This window comes from Brevibacterium sp. SIMBA_078 (assembly GCF_046534565.1).
In the GTDB taxonomy this organism is placed as follows: Bacteria; Actinomycetota; Actinomycetes; order Actinomycetales; family Brevibacteriaceae; genus Brevibacterium.
Genome location: NZ_JAWRYQ010000268.1, coordinates 1 through 267, shown reverse-complemented (window position 1 = coordinate 267; position 267 = coordinate 1). Strand labels below are relative to the sequence as shown.

Annotated in this window: 1 pseudogene; it reads right to left on the bottom strand. The window is 36.7% G+C overall.

Annotation, left to right across the window (positions count from 1 at the left end):
* Positions 1-51: 51 nt before the first annotated feature.
* Positions 52-267, bottom strand: a pseudogene (locus SB749_RS19685) (hypothetical protein); the annotation flags it as partial.

Sequence of the window (267 nt, the reverse complement as noted above, 5' to 3'; positions counted from 1 at the left end):
ATAACGCTGTAAAGCAATTCATCGCGATAAGGTAAAGGAAAATCAAACATGTTATCCGACTTGCTTTATCCAACTAGGCAAATCAAATAATTCATCACCATAATTTAATGCTTTACAGAGTTTTCCTTTTTCTGCCTGCGAGAATTTAAAACGCATGTCATCTGAGTCTAATTTGTGCCAGCTTTTTTGTTGAATTTTATTCTGTTTCCCTCCAACTTTGGGTTTAGCTGGTTTCTCGTACCACTCTAGTACGATTGGCATCAACTC